The organism is bacterium (assembly GCA_014360495.1).
In the GTDB taxonomy this organism is placed as follows: domain Bacteria; phylum Armatimonadota; class JACIXR01; order JACIXR01; family JACIXR01; genus JACIXR01.
In genome coordinates this window covers 29,868-51,573 of record JACIXR010000010.1, presented here as the reverse complement: position 1 = coordinate 51,573, position 21,706 = coordinate 29,868, and the positions used below count along the sequence as shown (strand labels likewise).

The 21,706-nt window shown below is 45.8% G+C and carries 12 protein-coding genes; 7 read left to right on the top strand and 5 right to left on the bottom strand.

Going from position 1 to position 21,706, the window contains the following annotated elements:
* Positions 1 to 3: 3 nt before the first annotated feature.
* The 4 genes from H5T88_09030 (at position 4) to H5T88_09015 (ending at position 6,233) form a co-directional block, all read left to right on the top strand.
* Positions 4 to 450, top strand: coding sequence for a 50S ribosomal protein L9 (locus H5T88_09030; protein ID MBC7330485.1), 447 nt, complete (start codon positions 4 to 6; stop codon positions 448 to 450).
* A 3-nt stretch (positions 451 to 453) separates the two neighbouring features.
* A complete protein-coding gene (gene dnaB, locus H5T88_09025) occupies positions 454 to 1,869 on the top strand; it encodes a replicative DNA helicase (protein MBC7330484.1) in 1,416 nt (471 codons plus the stop codon).
* Between the two features lie 3 nt (positions 1,870 to 1,872).
* Positions 1,873 to 3,132 carry a phosphoribosylamine--glycine ligase gene (purD, locus tag H5T88_09020; protein ID MBC7330483.1) on the top strand — a complete coding sequence of 420 codons (1,260 nt, stop codon included), beginning with the start codon at positions 1,873 to 1,875 and terminating at the stop codon, positions 3,130 to 3,132.
* A 278-nt stretch (positions 3,133 to 3,410) separates the two neighbouring features.
* Positions 3,411 to 6,233: a DUF5107 domain-containing protein gene (locus tag H5T88_09015; protein MBC7330482.1), complete on the top strand. Its 2,823-nt coding sequence runs from the start codon at positions 3,411 to 3,413 to the stop codon at positions 6,231 to 6,233.
* A gap of 122 nt (positions 6,234 to 6,355) precedes the next feature.
* On the opposite strand, the gene H5T88_09010 is transcribed toward H5T88_09015, so the two are convergent.
* Positions 6,356 to 6,859 (bottom strand): hypothetical protein, encoded by a 504-nt coding sequence (locus H5T88_09010; GenBank protein ID MBC7330481.1) that lies wholly within the window; start codon positions 6,857 to 6,859, stop codon positions 6,356 to 6,358.
* A 136-nt stretch (positions 6,860 to 6,995) separates the two neighbouring features.
* The gene (locus H5T88_09005) at positions 6,996 to 9,638 is read right to left on the bottom strand and encodes a family 20 glycosylhydrolase (GenBank protein MBC7330480.1); all 2,643 of its coding nucleotides are present in this window, start codon (positions 9,636 to 9,638) and stop codon (positions 6,996 to 6,998) included.
* Between the two features lie 705 nt (positions 9,639 to 10,343).
* Between H5T88_09005 and H5T88_09000 the strand changes: the two genes are divergently transcribed.
* Genes H5T88_09000 through H5T88_08990 form a run of 3 tightly spaced genes read left to right on the top strand, consistent with a single transcriptional unit; the run spans position 10,344 to position 13,268 of the window.
* Positions 10,344 to 10,829: a metallophosphoesterase gene (locus H5T88_09000; GenBank protein MBC7330479.1), complete on the top strand. Its 486-nt coding sequence runs from the start codon at positions 10,344 to 10,346 to the stop codon at positions 10,827 to 10,829.
* Between the two features lie 59 nt (positions 10,830 to 10,888).
* Entirely contained in the window at positions 10,889 to 11,515 is a 627-nt protein-coding gene (locus tag H5T88_08995) for a DedA family protein (GenBank protein ID MBC7330478.1), read from the top strand.
* A complete protein-coding gene (locus H5T88_08990) occupies positions 11,502 to 13,268 on the top strand; it encodes a glycosyltransferase family 2 protein (GenBank protein ID MBC7330477.1) in 1,767 nt (588 codons plus the stop codon). The genes H5T88_08995 and H5T88_08990 overlap by 14 nt, the downstream gene beginning before the upstream one ends.
* Before the next feature lie 98 nt (positions 13,269 to 13,366).
* Here H5T88_08990 and H5T88_08985 read toward each other — a convergent pair whose 3' ends face one another.
* From H5T88_08985 to H5T88_08975, 3 genes are all read right to left on the bottom strand, one after another.
* Positions 13,367 to 15,970 carry a hypothetical protein gene (locus H5T88_08985; GenBank protein ID MBC7330476.1) on the bottom strand — a complete coding sequence of 868 codons (2,604 nt, stop codon included), beginning with the start codon at positions 15,968 to 15,970 and terminating at the stop codon, positions 13,367 to 13,369.
* A 26-nt stretch (positions 15,971 to 15,996) separates the two neighbouring features.
* Positions 15,997 to 17,775: a hypothetical protein gene (locus H5T88_08980; protein ID MBC7330475.1), complete on the bottom strand. Its 1,779-nt coding sequence runs from the start codon at positions 17,773 to 17,775 to the stop codon at positions 15,997 to 15,999.
* Between the two features lie 160 nt (positions 17,776 to 17,935).
* Positions 17,936 to 21,523, bottom strand: a complete 3,588-nt coding sequence (locus H5T88_08975; protein ID MBC7330474.1) for a hypothetical protein — start codon at positions 21,521 to 21,523, stop codon at positions 17,936 to 17,938.
* Positions 21,524 to 21,706 lie beyond the last annotated feature (183 nt).

Below are 21,706 nucleotides of genomic sequence, written 5' to 3'. Positions count from 1 at the left end.
CCTATGAAAGTTCTTCTCATCAAAGATGTGCCCGGCTTAGGAAAGCAAGGAGAAATAAAGAATGTCTCGGATGGATATGCCCGTAATTACCTCATTCCTCGTGGTCTTGCGGAGGAAGTCACGGAAGGAGTTTTGAAATCCGTTGAGCAAAGGCTACGAGAGCTGAGAAAGAAGGAAGAAAGGCTTAGGAAACAAGTAGAGGAGGCAATTGAAAAGCTAAAGGGTGAATATCTCCTCATTCCCGTCGCTATGGGGAAAGAGGGAAAGCTTTTTGGTTCAGTGGGAAACAAAGATATTGCTCAAGCATTGGCGGAGAGAGGAATAGAGGTTGACAGGAAGGATATAGAGCTTGAAGCGCCCCTTAAGCATATCGGGGTCTATAAAGTTCCCATTAGGATGCCGACGGGGCAGAGGGTTGAGATAACTGTTGAGCTTGTTCCCAAGGAGTAAAAGATGAAAGAAGATACCCTTCTCGGAAAGCTACCGCCGCAAAGCCTGGAAGCTGAGAGGGGAGTGCTTGGCTCTCTCCTTATGGACCCATCAACCCTACCCAAGGCGCTGGAAATCCTTCAGCCAAACGACTTTTATTGGGATGCCCATCAAATAATTTATAAAGCAATCCTTGCCTTGGAGGGGAGGGCTGAACCGGTGGACATTGTAACAGTCGCCGAGGAGCTCAGACGAGGGGGAAATCTTGATAAGGTTGGAGGGGTGGAATATCTTCAGCTTCTTTTAGAATCCGTGCCGACCTCCGCTTATATAGAGCATTATGCCAGAATCGTCCAAGAGAAATCAACGCTAAGAAACCTAATAACAGCCTCTCAAGAAATAACCGCAATGGCTTATAGTGAGCAGGAGGAAGTAGACAGGATATTGGATAAAGCGGAAGGATTGATATTTCAGGTTGGTCAAAAGAGGATTTCAAGGACTTTTGAGCCTCTCAAACCGGTATTGGAGGAGGAATTTGAACGCCTTGACGAGCTGTATCATAAAAGAAAGCTCACCACTGGATTGCCGACGGGCTTTCGCTCTCTTGACTTGATAACCGCTGGTTTTCAGAAATCGGATTTGATAATCCTGGCGGGAAGACCGAGCACGGGCAAAACAGCTTTAGCCCTCAACTTCGCCGAACACATAGCGGTGAAGCTGAAGATTCCCGTTGGAATCTTCAGCTTGGAGATGTCAAAGGCACAGATAGCGCAAAGGATGCTATGCAGTTATGCGAGAGTCAATCAGCACTTTTTCAGAACAGGTTCACTCAAGCCAGATGATTGGGGGAGAATAATAAGCGCTATCTCAGAGCTCTCTAATGCGCCCATTTATATTGACGACACACCTGCCCAAACAACCCTTGAGATGCGAGCGAAGACGAGAAGATTGATGAGCGAGGTTGACCTCGGTCTTCTCATCATAGATTATCTCCAACTTATACGCTATGAGGGAAGGGCGGAGAACCGCAATCAGGAAATCTCCGCTATCGCTCGTTCCCTTAAAGCTTTAGCAAGAGAATTCAATATACCCGTCATCGCCCTCTCGCAACTATCCCGTAGAGTTGAGATGAGAGAGGATAAACGTCCCATGCTTTCAGACCTGCGGGATTCAGGCTCAATTGAAGCGGAAGCTGATGTCGTTATGCTCATTTATCGCCCGAGCATATACGAGAAGAAGGAAAAGAAGTCAACTTTGGAGTTAGAGGAGGAATTGGAGGATAAAGGGAAGGAAGAGGTTGAAACGGTTGAGATAGATGTGGCAAAGCACAGGAGCGGTCCCACGGACATCGCGAAACTCCTCTTTCTTCCCGCTTACACTCGCTTTGAAGAAATTGAAACTCGTTACACAGAAGAAGATTATATCCCAGAGGAGGAATGAGCCTTGAAGCTTCTCATAGTTGGCGGAGGAGGAAGAGAACATTCTCTTCTATGGAAACTGGCGCAGGATGACCCCCAAGGGGAAAGATTCTCCGCTCCCGGAAACGCTGGGATGTCGGAGTTATCAACCTGCCTTCCGTTGAAGGCTGAGGCAATAACCCAGCTCGCCGATTTCGCCGAGAAAGAAAGAATAGAATTCACGGTAGTAGGTCCTGAAGCTCCCCTCGTTGCGGGAATTGTGGATGAGTTCAAGAGGAGGAACCTAAAGATATTCGGTCCCGATTCCCGGTCCGCTCTCCTTGAAGGAAGCAAGGTATTCGCTAAGGAGCTTATGTGGGAGCATAAAATCCCCACTGCATCCTTTGAGGTCTTTGATGAAGCGGAAAAGGCAAGGGAATACATAGAAAAGGTAGGTGCCCCTATAGTGGTAAAAGCTGACGGGCTATGCGCCGGCAAAGGTTCCATAGTCTGTCGTAGCAAGGACGCAGCCTTCCAAGCTGTTGAGGATATCTTGGAGAAAAAGGTTTTTGGCTCCGCTGGGGATAGGATTGTTATAGAAGAAATGTTGGAGGGAGAAGAGGCGTCTTTTATGCTTCTTTCAGATGGCGATTACCTTCTACCCCTTCAGCCCGCTCAGGATTACAAGAGAGCATACGATAACGATGAGGGACCAAACACGGGTGGAATGGGCTCATATAGCCCCGTTCCCGCTTTCCCTCCCAGCTTTCAGGAGGAGGTATTGGAAAAGATTGCATATCCCACTATTAGGGCAATGCAGGAGAGAGGAACTCCCTTCGTTGGTCTTTTATATATAGGGCTTATGCTGACGAAGGAAGGTCCAAAGGTTTTGGAGTTCAATGTCCGTTTCGGAGACCCTGAGACGCAGTGCGTTTTGCCCAGGATGGAAGGAAATCTCTTGGAAGCTTTGATAGCTTGCGAGGAAGGTCGCTTGAGGGAAGTGAAGATGAAATGGAAGGATGATAAGTGCATCTGTGTGGTTATTGCCTCCCAGGGCTATCCCGGGAAATACGAGACGGGTAAGGAGATAAAAGGATTGGAGGATGTGAGGGATTGTATCGTTTTCCATGCGGGGACGAAGAGGGAGGATGGGAAAATTTTAACGGCGGGAGGCAGGGTTTTAGGAGTTGTGGGAATGGGGAGGACATTTAAAGAGGCAAGACAGAAAACCTACGAAGCTATAGGAAAGATAAAGTTTGATAACATGTTTTATAGAAAGGATATAGCTAAGAGAGTGGAGGAGTAAGAAAGGAAAGGGCACATCATATTAACCTGTATGAGCAATTTAAGGCAATGCGGGTTGGCTTTTTCTCTTTATCTTCAGGATTATGACTAAACCTTCCCTCGCTCACAAGACCCAGTTAACATCTCCCCTTATTAATTTGGCTCTGGGTGGGAAGAGGTTGGAGAAAAAACTCATACCTTAAATCAGAAATTTACACTTTCTTTAAGGAAGGGTATAGAATAATAGACATTTAAACCCAAAGATGATAACATTCCATAAAAAACTGGAGGTGTATTCCTTTGGAGACGAAAGTTTGGGAAGACGAAATAGAGATCCCCACTTATTGCCTCGGCGACGAAGACCCTTTCCCTCCCTTCCAAAGAGAAGGGGATGATTCAATTTACCCCTATACGATGTTGGATGACATAACAGACCACAAGATAACTCGCTCCTATCACGCCGTATTCCTGGAAAACGAATATCTCCTCATAACCGTCCTTCCCGAGCTAGGAGGAAGGATTTATTCCGCCTACGATAAAATTAGCGGAAGAGAGGTCTTCTATAGAAACAATGTGATAAAACCCGCTCTAATAGCCTTGCGAGGAGCATGGATATCGGGAGGTGTGGAGTTCAATTTCCCTAAGGGTCATAGCACGACCACGGTTTCCCCCATTTTATACAAAACAAACCGTTATCCCGATGGGAGCGGAAGCGTGATTGTTGGGAATAGGGAAAGGTTGAGCGGGATGAAATGGCTGGTTGAGATAAAACTCTATCCCGATAAAGCTTACATAGAAACAAACATCGCTCTTTATAATCCCACATCTTTCCCCCATCGCTTTTATTTCTGGTCAAACGCTGCCGTTCCTGCCCATGAAAAAATGCAGTTCTTCTATCCTATTACCTCCGCATATTACGGGGCGACGACGGTGAGATTTCCCATAAATGAGGGAGTAGACCTCTCCTGGTATATAAATCATAAATTCGCCGTTGACCTGTTCGCTAAGGATTGCAAAGATGATTTCTTCTGTTCCTACGACCACTCTACCGATTTCGGCGTCGTCCATTTCGCAAATAGATTTGATGCCATCGGCAAGAAGTTCTTTACTTGGGGAAGTGCAGACGATGGACTCATCTGGGCGGATATATTGAGCGATGGCGATGGTCCCTATTGCGAGATTCAGAGCGGTAGATTCAAGGACCAATCCACTTACGATTTCCTCCTTCCCCATTTCCGGGAAAGCTGGAGGGAACTTTGGTATCCCATAAGAGGGATTAAAGGGCTCACGAAAGCAAACGAATTTTTAGCGGTTAATTTGACAAGGAAAGGAAACAAGATTTTGCTTGGGATTTGCCCAACTTCGGAAATCCCCTCTGCGAAGATAATACTTGAAGCAAAAGACGAAAGAGTTTTTGAAGCGGATGTTTCCCTCTCCCCTAACAAACCCTTTATAAAGGAATTTGCAGAATTTATAGGGGGTCCTCCCCTCACATTGAGGGTGATAGCGAATGGAAAGGAACTAATGGTTTTCAAGGAAGAATTGGAGGAATCTCGCTTACCTGTGGAAATGAAAAGCGAAGGGGCAACAAGTGAGGTTTTTTATCTTGAGGGTTTGGATAAAGAGCGTTTTAATTGGAAGAAGGAAGCAGAGAAGCTCTATCTAAAGGCGATTGAGCTGGACGAGGGTTTCTCGCCCGCTCATATAGCTCTTGCCAGGTTGTATCTTGAAAGGGGTTTGTGGGAAAAGAGCGAGGAACATTTAAAGAAGGCTTTAGCCCGAAATCCCCATAGCGGACCAGCCAATTTCTATCTCGGGCTTCTCTATAAATTCAGTGGGGAAAAGGAACTGGCTAGGGAGTTTCTCTGGAAGGTAAGGGATGGGGAATTTCTCCCCTTGAGTTATTATCATCTTGGGGAGATAGGTTTATCCGAAGGCAATTATGCACAGGCTGAAGAGTTATTCAAAAGGGCATTGGAGAAAAGGGCGGATGATGTTAGGGCGATGGTTATGCTTGCCATTGCTTTGAGGAAAAAGGGAGATAAAGAATCAGCGATTGAGATGATAAGAAAAGCCCTCAAATTTGACCCCCTTCATGGGTTAGCTCTTTTTGAGCTCTATTTACTTGAGGGAAATGAGGAGTTCAGAGACAGGCTCAGCCGAAGGGATGGGCTTCCCGTTCTGCTTCCCAATGGAGAGATAGGGATAACCCACGATTCGCATATCTCGGAGGCAGACGATTATCTTGAAATCGCCCGTTCTTACATCAATATAGGCTTTTGGGAAGAAGGAATTAAGGCGTTAGAGGAGTATTTGAAGGGAAGAGCACGGGTATATCCATTAGTCTATTATTATCTTGGTTTTCTTTGGGATAAAATGGGAAATGAGGTGCAAGCGAGAGAGTGCTTCAAAGAGGGAGGGAAAACTGAACCGCATTTCCTGTTTCCCAACGAGATTGAGAGCTTGTTTGTGCTTGAGACTGCTTTGAGATATAATCCAAGCGATGGCTTCGCCCTTTATGCGTTGGGGAATTTGCTTTATGCATTGGGAAGGGAAGAAGATGCTTTGAGTTTTTGGGAGGAAGCGAGGAGATATCTTTCCTTCTCACCCCTCTATCGCAATCTCGCCTTCGGCTATTGGAAGGTAAAGGGTGAGCTCCATAAAGCAGAGGAATTTTATCTCAAGGCAATTGAATTGGATAAGAATTGGCGTCTCTATTTGGAGCTTGATAGATTATACGCAAACAGAAAGGAGACGAGGAAAAGGTTGGAGTTTTTCCTTTCCGCTCCCGAGGAAGTGCGCGAGAAGAGCCAGGTTGTCGCCCGTTTAGCTGAGATATACTTAGAGCTTGGCGATTACGATAAGACGATTGAGCTTTTGATGAGCAATACATTCCGTCCTTGGGAAGGCGAAGTGAGGATGAGGCAGATTTACTACAGGGCTTTTGTTGAGAGGGGGAAGAAGCTTTTTGAGGAGGGAAGATATGAAGAAGCAATGGAAAGCTTTGAAAGGGCTTTAGAATACCCAAGGAACATCGGTGTTGGGAAGCCTTACAACGCGAAAGATGAAGAAGCTAAGGAGTGGTTGGAGAGGACAAAGGCAATTATAGAAGAAATGAGATGAGGGGAGAAAGAAAACAAAGGATGGGATAGAGAAGGGAAATTCCCAAAACTACAAGGAATGACGTCCCCCGATAATGAGAGAGTTCTCCCTGGAGAAATTTTCACCCTCAAAAATATATAAGACTATTTGCTCAGGGCTGTCAGGACTTTTTGTCTAACCAGGGAAGGAGTATATTCTTCTATCGGTTTATAGGCGACGGGCTCGCCGTTAACGAGTATCCCGGGAGCGCCAACAGCGGCGCGAGCCATTTCCACCCTTCCCTCTTGAGTATCTAAATTATAGACTTTCACTCCTAAAAGCTGGGGATATTTGTTTGCTAAGCCCCTGAGCTCGGCAAGGAGGGTATTTTGGTGTTTGTCGGAAGGGGCTATAAAAGCGTCAACGATTACCTTGCCGTTTAAATTGCCATAGCTCTCCGTGGGATGGAGCGACTGGAGGACACCAAGTGATGCAGGGGTAATCACCATTGATTCCTCTTCCCTGGGAAGAAGAGCAGAGTGGCGATGCTCTCCCATTTCCTCGCCAGCGGTGGGAAGCTTTTTCCCGCCAAGCGTTATGTTGATTATTCCAAGCAATCCTAAAAGAGCTAAAACGAACAGAACAGATGTCAGTGGGTCTCTTCTCATTATTAAACCTCCTTTTAAATAAATTATAGCCGAAAAGTTAACATGGTCAAAATCGCATAATCCCTCTTGTCATTGCGAAGAGCTAAGAGACCCTACCATCCGCAAGCAGAAGGCAAACGCTTTTAATTACTACCTATTAATCCAATCCCACCGTTATTCCCGCAATACCTATCCCCAATTCAATTCCCCTCAGAGTGGGAATAAAGCTAAGGCGAGCAATTGAAACATCGGGTTTGGGATTTTCCCATTCCCTAACGAGAAACCTCTGTACCTCTCCTCCTCTCCAGATTAACCAAGACATTTTTTCTGGATAGGGAAGGTCAAAACCTTGAAGTTGCAAAGCCTCCTTGCCATAACGAATAGGAATTATCTCCTCCGTCCCATCAGTATATTCCACAACAAATTTTCCCAATAGCTCGTCAAGTCTCCCACACAGCTCTGACCAAGTAACAAGGAATAGCGCCAAGCATTTCTTATACATCTCCATCTCCCATCTTCCCCTCTTTATCACCTCCTCGTATGAAACATCCCCTTCGTCAGATGACAAAACAAGGCGCAAGGAATCCCCCACTTTAAGCTCCGCCAATGCCTTCGCCTTGGATGAGGATGGTCCGTAATGGGCAGATATCACAAAACCATCTTGAGGTATTCGGGAATCTCCTACCCAGTCCCTCACTTCTATAACCTTGCCCTCCACGGCAACCACCTCTATCCCCCACTGATTCGTCTTCGTCCTCATCTCTTTATTATATCCCGGCGTATAGAGGATAAGCTCGTCCTCGCCCCTTTCCTTATCGATTCCATCTATAGGCAATCTCCTTCCACTGGGCAATTCCGCAGCAATCGTTATCCTCGTGAACCCACCGATTAAATTACCCTCTTCATCTAATATCGCGATTTTGTCTCCCCTTCTCAGCTCCCTCAAGGCATTCGCTTTATCGCTTTTTGGACCAAGATGGGCAGAAAGGACGAATCCCTGAGGCGGGATTGGCATATCTCCCACACCATAGTCGGATACATCCATAACCTCCCCCTCTGAGGAGACAGCGACCTCCACTCCATAGATGTTAGTTCCTGTGCTCGTGAAGGGAGCGGTATATAAAATGAGCTCTTCTTCGCCTCGCCCTCTATTAATCCCGTCTATTTTCAACTTAATCCCGCGGGGCAAAAGGACAAATTTCACCCGCTCGGGATTCTCCAAAAGCTTCTCTTTGCCTTTCCATGGAGGGATGAGAAAAGGGGCGCCGAAATCAAATGGTATGCCATAGTGTTGCTCGGTGGCTTTGTCGATATCCTTTGGAAGGGAAAGAGAGACAATTTTGTTCTCCGCAGGGCGTATGAGGAGGGCTTTTGAGGGATATGTGAGTCTTTTCCTACCCCAATAAAGCCTTTCTGTTATGTTTAGCGCCTTTTGAGAGATATCCCTTTCGGGAATCGTTCCCTCTGGCGCAGTTTGAGGATTCCAAGTCGCCCAAGCATAAAGGGCGGGAACGGGAGCAAGAGAACGCATAGTGTAGCAATGGGGAGGGTCAGCCCAAATCGTTCCCAATGTGGGAGCCTTTCTATCTCTGGCATAGCGAGCGAAGCTAAAGGGAGTTTGCCATGGGCTTGCCCAAACCTCAAATCCCTTCTTTTGAAGCCAATCCAAAGCGGGATAGGAATCCAAAGGCTCATAGAACCAATAATCCAAAATAACATCCTTAGGGATGAAGTCTAAAGCCCTGTATGTGTTGTGGGGTGGACCACCATTGGCTGGACCTATGGGAGCACCGATTTCCTTTGCCAAATCGGGTGAGAAAAGCATATCGTGCCAAATTATCATCCTTATTCCTCTTTGCTTGAGGAAATCGTTTATCTTGGAGATGTGGCGAGCGAGAAGTTGGGCGCTATCGTATCCCTGACTGGAAAGCCATGAACATAACTCACCCGCCTCATCCATCCCGCAATGAAACCACTTAATTGGTCCGTAAATCTCCAGCATCTCGCTTAAGATAGAGAAGACAAATTTATCGTAAACTTCCTCATTTTGAATCATAATTCCCCCGTGGTCGGTGTAGGGAGATTTCTCGTATGCTCGTTCAAGATGGCCGAGCATATTTAGGTAGCCAATTGGCTCAAGTCCGAGACTCCTCGCATAATCAATAACTGCCTTGGCTTCCTTCTTTGAAAATCTCGCCCCTCTTGCTATAGATGGGTCAAAATCTAAAACCACTTGTGGTCCGAATTCAACTGCCACATAGCGAATTTTAAGGGACGCAATCAGCTTTATCATCCTCTTGAACTCTTCAATATTTGATGTCCAGGCACCTTGAATCATAAATGCGCGGAAATTGTCCTCCGGATAATCCCTTATTTTCATTTCCTGAACGAGCCAACCATTGGGCGTAAGAGCAAGGGAATTGGAGAGGATTTGGAGGAGGGAATGAACAGCCCAGAAGGCGCCCTGTTCGTCGTGGGAGGAAAGCTTTATTTCTCTGGAATTTATCTCAATTGTGTATTCCTCCTCTCTTTTGAGGCTGCGAAGGTCTATATTAAGGGTTATGAGGGTTTTCCCCTTTGGAGAGACGGCATTGGCTCCGAAGAGGTTTTTAAGCTCGTTGGAGAGGAGGTTGGTGGGGCGTTTGAGGGTAGCGGGAGCGGAAATTCTGAAGGGAAGCTGAAGTAGGCGCTTTTGGGGGAGGATGGAGATTTGGCGAGGCGGAGGGAAGACTGGGAAATTTTGAGACCGAGCGGAAGAGATTACAAGTGAAAAAGGGAGAAGCATAGCGAAAATTCTCATAGCGAATAAATTGTAAAGGAAATATGTCTTATTTGCAATATAAATAAAGTGGAAAAGAATTTCCAATAATATTCAGCTCAGATATGAGAAACGGGGCGGGTTCCCTTAAAGGGAGCCCGCCCCGCCAGGGCAAGGGAACAGGCAAGGAAGGCAGCTTGCTGTTCAGTTCTATTAGACTATAGAACCGAAAAAATGTTACATATCTTAAACTATATTTCCTCCATTTTTATTAAATTTCTATTCTCTTCAAAGGGTATGAGGGGTTTTAGGACAACCATTACCTTTTGGTCAATTCTTATGTGGAGAATGAGTTAATAGCAAAAAAATCTCTTTGAGATTGCCACAGACTTTCCTTTAGAAAGCCCTTGCATCTATGGGTATAGGTTTTTAGGAGCTAATCGCAACTAATACATTTAAATCAATTCCTATCGCTTTTTAAAATTTAAACTTTGATATTTTATAGAGACGTACATTTTCCTTCATAATATGTTTCTTTCTTCTACCAAGGTTTTATAAAAATTTAGACTTTATTTCGCCATTTTAATCTCGTCTCCTTGTCTTTCTGCTTTACCAGAAACCTTTACCCATGGAAGCAATGACAAAAGCAATGATGCCAGCCTGTGGCTGGCATCATTTTTATCAAAAACAAATTTTTATTTTTGTAATATAATCTAAATAAGTCCATGTTATTAAGGAGGTTTTGTTATGAAGATAGGCATAATCTCTGATACACACGACCATCTGGATAACATCAAAAAAGCGATGGAATTGTTTAAAGAAGAGCAAATCAGCTATCTCATCCACTGTGGGGACTTCGTCGCTCCCTTCACCCTTCCCCTCCTCTCTCAACTCAATATCCCCTTCTTAGGAGTATTCGGAAACAACGACGGCGAGAGGTTGCTTTTAAGAGAAAGGGCTAAAGATATAGGTGAGATTAAGGTTCAACCGGCTTTTCTGGAATTGGAGGGAAAGAAAATCGTCGTTATGCATGAGCCAGCTTTACAAACCGCATTAGCGAAGAGCGGGGAGTTTGATGTAGTATTAGTAGGACATACTCATAAAGCGGAGATAATAGAAGAAGGTAGAACATTGATAATAAACCCGGGCGAATGTTGCGGCTGGCTGACGAACAGGGCAACCATCGCCGTCCTTGACCTTTCTACGATGTCCGCCCGCCTCATAGAGCTTTAAATCTCCTATCTCTCCAAATCAACTTGCCATAAGGCTCTGAAAAATTAAACTTTAATTAAATGCTTTCTCATTTCCTCTCCCAAGTCGCACGCTTCATTACTGACACAATTGACGCAATGGGCTATGGCGGAATATTCCTATTGATGGGCATTAGCTCCTCGGGAATCCCCCTTCCATCCGAAGTCATCCTCCCCTTTTCTGGAGCTCTTGCGGGGAAGGGACGCTTCAGCCTTTTGGGAATCGCTCTTTTCGGGGCATTCGGTTCCCTCGGCGGAACATTTGTGCTTTACTTAATCGGCAAGAATTTCGGCAGAGCTTTCTTCATCCGCTACGGCAAGTATCTCTTCGTCTCTCACAGGGAAATATCACTCGCGGAGAGCTTTTTTCGGAAATACGGCTGGCTCGCCGTTTTCCTGGGACAACTTCTTCCTTTGATTCGTACCTACATCGCTTTCCCAGCGGGGATGGGAAAGCTAAATTTAGCCGTTGTCGCAGGCACCAGCTTCAGCGGTTCCTTCATCTGGTCCTTTTCCCTCGCCTCCATTGGCTTTAAATTGGGTGAAAATTGGCAGAGGATAGAACCTTTTTTCCGGGAATTTGATTATCTCGTCCTCGCGACCATCCTTTTGCTGCTTCTTTTCGCCATCTGGCTTCGCCTTAAGGGGAAAAAGAATGAAGAGCGATAAATCCCCTCTAATCTCTGTCGTTATCGTCAACTGGAACGGCGGTGAATATCTCCCTCGCTGTTTGGAGTCCATTTATGAGCAGGGAATTGATTTGGAGGTCATATTGGTTGATAACGCCTCAACTGATGGGAGCGAGAAAAAAGCAAAGGAGCTTTTTCCACAAATCAAGCTAATCCAAATGGGAGAAAATAAGGGGTACTCAGCGGGATGCAACGCCGGGGTAAAAGAAGCCAAAGGGGAATTTATCCTCCTCTTAAATCCCGATGTCATCCTCCTTCCCAAATGCCTTCCCCGCCTGATTGATTTCGCCCAAGCGAACCCGCAAGCTGGCGCTGTTGCTCCGAAGCTCCTCAATCCCGAGGGAAGTCTTCAACCCTCAATCCGAGGTTTCCCCTATCCTCTTTCCCTCCTTCTCCTCCCTCTCTCCTACATTTTCCCGGGAAATAAGCGCATTTCCTCATATAGAATGACCTATTTCAGCTATGAGGAAACCGCTGAAGTTGACCAGCCCATGAGCTCTTGCCTCCTCGTAAGGAAGGAGGCTTATGAGGAACTCAGAGGGATGGACGAGAGCTTCCCTCTCTACTTCAACGATGTTGATTTCCTCTACAGGATGAAGAAAAAGGGCTGGAAGGTCTTCTTCCTTCCTGAAGCCAAAGCAGTCCACTTCCTGGGAGGAAGCACCTCCCTTCTTCCCAACTTAAAAAGGCTCTTCCTCTCCCATAAAGGATTGATAGATTTCTATCGCAAGCATTTCCCCCTTTATCTCCCTCTTGCCTATCTCTATCTCCTCGCTCTTCCGATTAGAGCTATCTTGCCGAGGAGGAAAGGAAGCCATTTCCTCGTTTTTCAGAAGATAAAAGGGAAAGGGGAAATTCCCCTCTCGGTTGTAATAGTTAATTGGAATGCAGGGGAATATCTTCCTCGCTGTTTGGCTTCCATCTTTGAGCAGGGAGTTGATTTGGAGGTCATATTGGTTGATAACGCCTCAACTGATAAGAGCGAAAGGATGGCGAAGAAGATGTTCCCTCAAATCAGGCTAATCCAAATGGGGGAAAACAGAGGGTATTCAGCGGGATGCAATGCGGGGATAAAGGAGGCTAAAGGGGAGTTCATCCTGATTTTAAATCCCGATACGGTTGTCTTGCCGGGAGCTCTTGCAAGGCTTCTTGAATTCGCCAGGGAGAATCCACGAGTAGGGATAATCGGACCGCAGATGATAGGCTTTGACGGAAAGGTTCAGATGTCTTGCAGGCGTTTCCCCTCCTACGAGACGGGCTTATTCAGGGGAACTTTCCTTGAGAGGCTTATGCCGAAAAGCAGGACGCTTTCCCGCTATCTTTTGAGCAGCTGGGACCATTCAACACCAAGGGAAGTTGACTGGGTTTCTGGAGCGGCGATGCTTTTGCGGAGGGAATTCCTCCAGGAGGCGGGATTATTTGATGAAACATTTTATATGTATTGCGAGGATATAGATATGGGCATGAGGGCGAGGGAATTCGGCTGGAAGGTGTTGTATTGCCCATATGCAAGGATAATGCACAGGATAGGTGGGAGTAGCGATAAAAAAGTAATCCCCATGTTGGTCAAATTCCATTTAAGCCATTATCTTTTCTTCCGCAAGCACTGGGGTTGGCGCACGAGCTTCTTAGGTGAAGCCTTCCTTATTTTCGGGCTCATTGCAAGGACATTCCTCTTAATCCTCAAGAATAGATACGATGTTTTTATAAATTTGCTCAGAGGAACACGTTAGTGTAGATGGCGTTCTTTCTATAAAACAAAAATCTGTCATTGAGAGCACACCGAAGGCGTGCGTGGCAATCCCTCTTTGGGGAAGGAAAAAAAACTAAGTTAGCCTCGCTTCCCCCTGCTCTGCCTTTCCAATATCTTCCTTGCTATCTTCCAGCGAAGGGCGTCAAGGAAATAACCACTATGCTTTTCCAAATAGTCCCCTATCATCACGCTAAAAGGTTGAATATCCCGCAAGAAAAGGTCTCGTTCCTTCTCTGGCAGAAGGCTTAAATATCGGGCGTCATCTATTCCCTCTCTAACACCCTCAAGGGCGAGCGTAGGGATGGGTCCATCGGGTGCAGGCAAGGCGTAATGCCAACCCGTATGCTCCCCTTTTATGGCGGACTCGTAAGGGTCGGCACCTCCGCCGGGCCATTGAAATGCCCATTGTGAATACCCTTCCGCCCCACATCGTTCAGTAAAGAAGCCGAAGACAAATCTATCAAGCTTCCCATACCAGCCAGTTGAACCGAGATTATAAAGCCATAAGCGGTCCTTGGATTTTCTCGTGTTTTCTATCATTTCGGGGGTTATGAAATTGTATACTCTCATATCAACGATTTCATCAAAGCGAGGTTGACCCATAAGATGCACTCCCCCATGCATGGAATTGTCAGTGACGGAGGTAAGAACTCCCGCCTCTTTTGCGAGACGATAAAACCTCAGGGCTTCCCCACGTCTCTCGGGACTATTCCCTATTTCGTCAACGCAAGCAAAGGCAAGAAGAAAACCCTGTTTCTTCGCCCATCTATCTATCTCTCTACAGGCATTGCGATAAAACTCACCAAAAGCATCAGATGGAAGCTCCAAACCGAACTCTCTGGAAATCCAGTACGAATGAAGCGCCTCCGCTCCCGGATATTGAAGGGGAACCTTTGGGGAGAATAGGCGAGTCTCTCGTCCTATTCTAAACAAGTCATCAAGGGAATAAAGGGTATGCCCCCAGTGGTCCTTTTGAAAATCGTAAGAGATTCCTCCCTCCACCTTGCTCATCTTTGGCATATTATAAATGGAAACCATGTTGCAACCATACTCCCTAAGCAAAATGAATTGCTTTCTTATTTGTTCCAACACGGAGGAGAGGTCCTTTGAATAATAGCCATTCCAGCGTGAATCCAATGACCACCAGAAACCATATCCCTTTTGTGGTGTTGGCAGCCTTATCGGTAGAACCCTTAAAAGAAGCCGTATGCTCGTTAATTCACCGGAAGCGGGAAGGATTTTTATTTCCCCGAAGTAGAAACCGGGAGGTGTATTTGGGGGAATGTATATATTGAGATAGAAAGTGCGGGTGTGTCCTTCATCTATATCAATCTCATTTATTCTCTCAAGGAAGATTGGTAGCCGCTGAGGAATGCGAAGGACCCTTATTTCTATGTTTTTAGAAGGTATGCTCGCTTTCTCTCCCACCAAATCGCTCGCGATTATCCGCAAAGCTTTAAGTGGTTTGAGCGCCCACACCGAGATTGTAGCTGGTTCGTATTCGCCAGGGGAAGCGAATATACGGATTGTATCCAGGAGCTCTCCGGGACGGGGTCTTGCCAAGAGGGAAACACTCTCAAGATAATGCCGGGAGAAGACAACATATCCTTTATTTTTCCACTGAGAGATGTCAATGTCAGGGCTGAGAATTTCCGATTGGGAGGGAATATTCTCGGGAACGCTCTTGGGAGCCACTGCGCCCATCGCTTGGAAGGCTGGCGGAACAACAGCGTCTGAGGAAGTTTCTCTGGGCTTAGCACTTCCCTTTTTCGCCCCCTCCCACGGGCTCTTCAGTATCTCAATTTGCGATTTGGTCTGCTCCAAAAGCTTGCCGTCGGCACTAAACAGCTTGGCAGTTATTAAATAGTTGCCCTCCGACAATTTTGCATTCAGCTTTAAGCCATAGATTGCCGTTTTGGCTGGCTTCTGCCAGCGGAAGATGGGTTTCCCCTTGCTGTTAAACAGGGCGAATCTCAAAGATAATCCCTCTCTTTCCCCTAAATTCACATAGGTCTCAACTGGAATTACATTTTCATCCTGCCAAATAGCATCCTTTAGAAGGCGCAATTCCAATGGAGGATTGTAGATTTCCAAATGTAAATCATCCAAGAATTGAACGGTGGGAACAATATCGGGAGAAATTGAGCAATGTAGGTCCATACCAGTGATGTTTTTCCCGGGGATTGTGCCAATTGCTTGGAATTTAACCCACACGCCTACTCTACCCAGAACGGTGATTTCAAGCACATCCCCGAGAAATGCGCTATTGCCCTTCTCATCTATGCCGAATGTGCGTAGTCGCATATGTATGGGACGCAGAGCTGTCCCCTTCTCAATATATACCCAACCGGATAACATAACCCTCTTCCCTTTATAATTCATCAGCTCGTTGGATATCGCACCATTGAACACTAAAGTAACTTCCTCTCCAAGCACGGGATTGGTATTTATCTCCATAGATTGACTACCCCTTTTAGCTCTTTTATCTGATAAATGTATGCACTGCTTGATATCCTTATCCCCTCTTGGATAAAAAGCGAGCGACCAGCCTGAAAGCTCCTTCCCTTCAAAATCTCCATTCAGAAGAAAGTCTTTGCCCTCCGCCCAGAGGATGGACAAGGCAAATAACAAAACGAGGATAAAAGCCAACACCCTTTTCATAGCCAACACTACCTCCTTCAATTTTAATGTAAATCCTCCTTTCTCTTCTAAATCCGCTCAATCATTAGGATTGAAAATCCCCTCTCGGCGGGCAAATCAACCTCAAATTCCCTCAACTCTCCCCTATTTATCTCTTTACCCTCCATTAAATCAACCACTCTTACACTCCCTAAAGGCTTGTTTATAACGATTCTTGCCACTTTATCCTCCCTTTTAACTTCATCAGGGTCTATTACATAGCAATAATATTTGCCATTCCTCTTAAAAGCACTGAGGAAAAATTTGTCCGTTTGGAAAACGAGATGTTTCCTTCTCTCCTTTAATCGTTCCCTGAGGACTTTTGACGAAACTTTCTTATCAGTTCCTTTCCCTTCCCAAACCTCGTATAGATTCGTCGTGAATAGATAGGGGAAACGGGAAAGGGTTGAGGTTGAAACATCCTTGGGAAGGAAGGGGACAATGCCGTAGGGAGTGGCAGGTATATACCAGAGAGGATGGCTGGGATTATAGGCGAACTTGAAGAAATATTCATCAGAGAATTTCCCCTCATCGTCCACACGATAAGTGAATATATCGCCCTTCTCCCACCTTCCCATAAACATTCCATCTTCGCTAATAAACCAAGCGTCTTTATCCGTCAGCTTTAAAGCAACAGGGGAGAGGGATAGAAGTTCCTCCCTGCGTGGGATGTTGATAATCCCTTTATCCACCATTTCTATGAAAGGCTTTATCGCCTCATTGAATTGGCGGGAAGGCTTTATCTCTTCTCCTTGTAAATCAACCAATATCTCCGCGCCCTCAAACTCGAAGTATCTCGCTCCAAGGCTCGCATTCGTGAGTATGAACCTCAATACCAAATTAGGAGGCATGGCCCTCAATAGCTCTCCCATATTCTCATCGCCCCTTAAGCCCATCTCCTTCAAAAGTTGCTGACACCATGGCTTGTTTATTTCTTTACACATCTTCGCTGAATCGTGCCAGAACCAATTCTGTATACTCGCTCCCCATTCATTCGCCAACCCACTATGCCAGATGCCGAGGACAGCCATTAAGTCGTATATCTCACCCCTCGGGTCATTGGATTCCGTGCCAGGTACGATTGTCCCCTTTGTTTCCCCGTTGAAGAAAATCTTGAAGAGGTCGTTGTAAAGCAATATCCCCCACCAGCCCTTGCCGTAGGCATAATGCCAAGGCCAGGAGGTAATGGGACCATCGTGAGCGTGCTCAAACCACATTAACTTTTTGTTGTATTTCTGAGTTATCTTTATATATTGTAGAGCGGTGGACCAGCAAAGGGGATTGATTAGAGTGCCGGCATCGTAGGATTCACCGAAGACTATTCCCCTGCAGAGCTCTCCTGCCGATTTATAAACAGCCTCAAGTGTATCGGGATTTATGGCTGGTCCCATCGGAGGATAGACGGCGAGCCAGAAGGGGATTTGGTGCTGCTTAAAAACATCTATGAGATTCAGGATGTTCTCCTTTCCCTTGGTCATAGCGGTTTGTTCTGGAGAGTATTGAGCGAGTTTAGAGGGTGGCCAAACCTTCTCAAAATCCTTCATCTCATAGACTTCCAAGAGGAGGGCGGAATCAACAGTTTTGCTGTCGGTTCTCAAAGCGTTCCAGATTTTCAACAAGATTTCCTCATTAACCCTCGTCTCCCCATCAGCAGTCTTGTAGAGGAAGGGACCGTACATATGATAGATAAAATGAATTTTCTCTGTGTTAAGCATTTGACAATCCCCATTTACTCCCAAAGAGATAGCGAAAAGAAATGAGAGAGATATAAGAAGGGAACGATAATCGGTTAAGAAAAATTTAAACATCCATAATCGCCTCCTTCATTCTTTCTCTATTTTAGCAAGAGATACATCCTGTTTAAGAACTTAAAAACCAATTAAGGAATTTGCAACGAGAAAAATAGCACTCCCTCGCTCATTAGAAAGGAGGAAAGGTAATGGGATACCCAAAAATTAAGTTAGCTAATTAGAGGCTCTCAATCTCTTTCTTTATCACTATAACCTCCTTGGGAGGGAGTTTGAGATGGAGATAAGCTTTGCCTCCCTTTATCACTGGCTTTATCTCCTTCCCCTCTCCCACATCCCAGAAACGAGCTCCCTTCTCGTATTCAACCGTCATTATCTCGCCTTCAACTGTGAAGGGATTGGTGTTGTAAACCGTCCAAATCACCTTCCCCTTACCATCCTTTTTCTCGGGGAATTTATTCGCGAAAACTCCTTCAACAAGAGTGGGGACAAGAGGCTCGGGATAGAGGGAAGTGAAACAATCCAAGTTCTCCTTCACAATTCTATGATACTTCTTTATATAATCCCTTACCTCCTCGCTGAACCATTCCTTCATTCCCTCAAGCCATATCCCTTCCCCATTGAATAGAATCCTCTTCACCGCCTCAACATTTGAGCCCAAAGGTTGGTCGCAGACGATTATCTCAAATGTTTTGAAATCGGGAAATACGAAACGATAGAGGTTTAGATGATGAGGCGATAATTCATCGTTTATCGTTGAAATGGCATAGGTGAAGCTGCCATCCTGATATTGGCTCGTCACATCAATTGGACTTTCCTCTGTGTAGAGAACCACATCGTCTCCCAAAGCCTCCCTAACTGCCTTAGTGGTAAGTAATTCCCCTCTCACGGGGGAACAGGGAATGGAATGATTATGGGATTTGTTCCAACAATGCCTTGCCTCCATAGCAAAGCCGAACTCGTCTATGTAATATCCCTTAGCACCTGTTTCCCTTTTAACTCTCGCATAGGTCTGAGCGAGATATTCCCGCCAGGCGGGAAGGCAAGGACACATATTGTAGCTGGGGGCGAAGAAAGGCATAGGATTTCCCTTCTCATCCAAAATCTGCCATTCCTTGCCCTTGGTCTTCCCCAAATTTGATTGGGGGTCAACTAGGTATCCCTCAATATACAGCCCCACGGGAATCCCCATTTCATGAACCTCTCCTATCGCCTTTCTGAAGTTCTCCACCCCACCCAACCCTTCCCAATGGTCGTAATCGCCAACCCGACCGAACTCCTGCGTCCAAGCCCAATCAAAGATGTGGAGATAATCAATCCCGCCAAATAGCTTCTCGTCCTCACTAATCGCTTTCCCCATCTGGAAGACTTTTCTCTCGGGGTCGAATATTGGGCTCTTAGTGGGCAATTCAAAGAAGAGAAATTGCTGGCGGAAATTGAAAACCTCCCTGAACCATTGCTTGCGAGGAACTGCCGGCTTATACCAGCTCTCCTTCCATTCAATATAGGCATTCAGCTGGCTCTTCCAATCCCCTCTGTTGAACCCGATTATCGTTTTGGGGAGGACAAGGCTTTCACCAGGTGCTAAATCGCTCTGAAGATATTCAATCTCCATATCCGCCTTTGAGTCCTTCTTCCTAAGGATGAACCACCTGGGCGTCGCCGATAAATCCTCCGTCCTAAGATAAACCCCGCCTCCATTCCCATAGGAGAAAATCCCCATAATCTGAAGGGGAAATTGACCACTATAATAAGAGCGGAAGTTCCAATCCTTATTGTTAATCGCCCCTCCCTTACAAGGATAGAAATAATATGTATCGGTTGGGGAGGCGCCCAAATCAACTTCTCTGAGAATGGGGAAATCCGGTGAAATCTGGATGGTCTCTTCACCCGAATTTGTGAATCTGAGGGAAAATCCAATCTCTCCCTCTTTATTTCTTTCAATTTCCAAAAGACATTTTAGAGCTATTCCTTCTTCTTTATATTCTCCTCTTATCTCTACCTTCCCCTCTTTTTTAACCTCAACTATCCTGAACTCATCCGAGCTTATACTCCTATCGCCAAGCTTGAGGGTGAAGATGGGTGTTGAGGAAATCTTCAACTCTTTGAATAACCAATTGTTTCTTATGTTTTCCCATATTAACCCCTTCTCCAGATTCAAAGTGATGCTTCCCTCCCGAATCTCACAAATCAAAGAACTGCCCTTTAAAATATAGGATGGATGGCGAGGGGGAAGCGATTCCTTCACTTTTGCAGAAGGTGGGGATTTGAGGACGAGGGAAGCGCTCGCGGGTCCGGGCTCCGTGGAGGCGCTGAGAGCAAGCAGGAAATATGTCGCGTTGTTCATCCCGTTTATTATCCACAGCTCCTTAACCGGCTTCTTAACGGCGATTGAATAGACATCTATTCCCTTAATCACTTCATATTTCCCGCTTCCAAGACGGAAGGGGAATGCCTCATCCCAATCTCCGTCAGTGTAAATCAACCTCAATTTGAGCCTCTCAATTTGTTTTATCTTCTTCATCTCACCGCCGCCGAAGCTCGGCTCCTCCCATCTGGGCAAGTCGGCGGCTAAAAGGAGATAAAGCTCTTTGCAATTGGAGAAAGAATTTAAGGGAATTCTCAGCTCGCCTTTCTGGCGGGAAACGGGAAATGTTTCCCTCCTAAAGAGCTGAAAATCCGCTCCTTTGATAGAAAATATATCGCTTTTGAACCAATCAGCTAAATCAAATCTGCTCTTGATTTCCTCAATCTCCCCATCGCCCACAGGGAGTCTGAGGGAAATAAATCCCTTCCCTATTCCCTTTCTTTCCTCATAGGGGAGGACATCTTTGAGATAGAATCTCGGCTTCTCCGTGTGGAAGGAAATTTCTTCAATCTCGATCTCAGCTGGTGCCGAGCCTGCCTGAACTTGAATAGCCAATGTGTTTATCTCGCTTATTTTGACTTGAGCTGAAATCGTGTGCCATTCACCATCGGCATCAAGGGAGGATAAGAGCAAAGCATACTGCTCTTCTGGCGCCTTGCCTCCAGGAGCATTTGCCAAATAGAGGAAGTAATCATTGAGGGGATTGATGTTCTTAGCCCTATATCGGACGCTGACCCACTTGTATCCCCTGAAGGTTTGGGGTAGGCTCAATGACCATTTCATCCCCCTTCCCACTTCACCCACATAGAACAGCGTTCTCTCTTTCCTCTTGACACCATAATCCTTCGCAGGATTGCCTAGCCAATCTCTATGAGCTCGCCAGAGCTCGGGCTTTATATCTATATTCTCCGATTTTCCTTCTTTCAATTTAATCTCTCCTTTCGGAGGTTTATTTGTGAATGTGATATTTTTGATGTAAAGATGAGCGTTCTCCGTTTTGGCTTGGGTTTGGAGGGCGATTTGATAGATGTAGGGACCTCTACAGAAATCATATAGGTCAATTATAGCTGTATGCCATTCACCATCCGCTTTGAAGATTTCATCGGGAGGAAAGCGGATACCATCGGGGTAGCCATCGTCAAGCCAGAGGATATAATCGCTTACTTGGGGATTGTAATTCAGGCAGAGATAATCAACGATGAGCCAACGATTTGCAGATACATCAATATAGAGATTCCTCTTCCATTTCATTCCCTTTCCTGCCTCCCGAACGAAAAAATCCAAGGAGCCATCCTCAAGCTTACTGACGGAGAATTCTCTTGCGGGATTGCCAAGCCATTCAGGCATGGGCTTCCAGGAAGAGGGTTCAAGCAGGCTATTGGCGAGGAGAGGAGGAATGAGGATGAGGAAGAGGAGCAAGGATTTGGCTTTTTCAATCATTTTAAATCTTTCTTCGCCTCCTTGAGAAAGGTTGTAAATTTTTTTAACAGAATTTGGGAGATTAAGCAAGGAGATGCGGAGTTTTTTGCCCTTTCGAGCTCACCTTAGGCTAGCGAGGCAATCTCATAAAGATACCAACAAACATTGGATTCGCTCGGCGCAATGACAGAAAGGAATTTGAAA

Excerpts from the sequence above, each read along its gene's own strand:
- H5T88_09010 (MBC7330481.1), bottom strand. The coding sequence starts at position 6,859 with ATGAGAAGAGACCCACTGACATCTGTTCTGTTCGTTTTAGCTCTTTTA.
- H5T88_08980 (MBC7330475.1), bottom strand. The coding sequence starts at position 17,775 with ATGTTTAAATTTTTCTTAACCGATTATCGTTCCCTTCTTATATCTCTC.
- H5T88_09000 (MBC7330479.1), top strand. The coding sequence starts at position 10,344 with ATGAAGATAGGCATAATCTCTGATACACACGACCATCTGGATAACATC.
- H5T88_08975 (MBC7330474.1), bottom strand. The coding sequence starts at position 21,523 with ATGATTGAAAAAGCCAAATCCTTGCTCCTCTTCCTCATCCTCATTCCT.
- H5T88_08995 (MBC7330478.1), top strand. The coding sequence starts at position 10,889 with ATGCTTTCTCATTTCCTCTCCCAAGTCGCACGCTTCATTACTGACACA.
- H5T88_09030 (MBC7330485.1), top strand. The coding sequence starts at position 4 with ATGAAAGTTCTTCTCATCAAAGATGTGCCCGGCTTAGGAAAGCAAGGA.
- H5T88_08990 (MBC7330477.1), top strand. The coding sequence starts at position 11,502 with ATGAAGAGCGATAAATCCCCTCTAATCTCTGTCGTTATCGTCAACTGG.
- dnaB (MBC7330484.1), top strand. The coding sequence starts at position 454 with ATGAAAGAAGATACCCTTCTCGGAAAGCTACCGCCGCAAAGCCTGGAA.
- H5T88_09005 (MBC7330480.1), bottom strand. The coding sequence starts at position 9,638 with ATGAGAATTTTCGCTATGCTTCTCCCTTTTTCACTTGTAATCTCTTCC.